Annotated in this window: 1 protein-coding gene; it reads right to left on the minus strand. The window is 60.5% G+C overall.

Features of this window, described 5'->3' with window-relative positions; translation table 11 throughout:
* A partial coding sequence (locus tag BFL43_RS00020; protein WP_143694980.1) for an oxygenase MpaB family protein occupies window positions 1-446 on the minus strand: 446 nt, incomplete at its 5' end.

Genomic DNA, 446 nt, shown 5'->3' on the forward strand with positions numbered 1-446 from the left:
TCAGGGGTGGTTGGGGTTGTTGATGACGGGGATGCTGATGTTGATGGGCATGCGTAGTTCTGACATGTAGAACAGGACGAATTGGCGGAGGAATTCGTCGAAGAGCCAGTAGGCTTCTTCGGGTACGCCGAGGTCGAGGCCTCCTTCGCGGACGATGACGTAGGGTCCCCAGGCGGTTTCGAGTAGTGGTGTCCAGACGGGTTCGGTGGGGATGTGGAGCCAGTTGGCGATTTCGTTGCCGAGCATGAAGCGGGTGAGGGCGCCGAGGATTGGTCTGCTGAGCAGGGTGAGGTCGAGGTTCATGCCCAGGCTCAGGAGGATGTCGGCGAGTTTGATGCCTTCGGGGGTGGGCGCGAGTATGGGGTCGAGGACTTGCTTGGCTTGGGAGTCGGCCTCGTTCCACGACGCGGGGATGTATTGGTCTTCCACGCCCAGTAGGTGTGCTG

The organism is Williamsia sp. 1135 (assembly GCF_002095395.1).
In the GTDB taxonomy this organism is placed as follows: domain Bacteria; phylum Actinomycetota; class Actinomycetes; order Mycobacteriales; family Mycobacteriaceae; genus Williamsia.